Annotated in this window: 1 protein-coding gene; it reads right to left on the minus strand. The window is 68.8% G+C overall.

From position 1 onward, the window contains the following. A partial coding sequence (locus A2J02_RS20000) for a histidinol dehydrogenase (RefSeq protein ID WP_197478080.1) occupies positions 1 to 260 on the minus strand: 260 nt, incomplete at both ends.

The following is a 260-nucleotide window of genomic DNA, read 5'->3' on the forward strand; positions in this document are numbered from 1 at the left end:
CGCATCCCGCCGTCGGCAGGACGTGATTGGAGCCGGCGCAGTAGTCACCGAGGCTCACCGGAGACCACGCTCCGACGAACACGGCACCGGCGCTGCGCACCCGGGCTGCGACGTCGGACGCGTCCTTCGTCTGGATCTCGAGGTGCTCGGCGGCGTAGGCGTTGACCACGGCCAATCCCTGCGTGACGTCGTCGACCAGCACGATGCCTGACTGGCTTCCGTTCAGTGCGGTGGCCACGCGTTCTGCATGCCGGGTGGTC

The sequence above is a fragment of the Rhodococcus sp. EPR-147 genome, from assembly GCF_001647185.1.
Classification (GTDB): Bacteria; Actinomycetota; Actinomycetes; order Mycobacteriales; family Mycobacteriaceae; genus Rhodococcoides.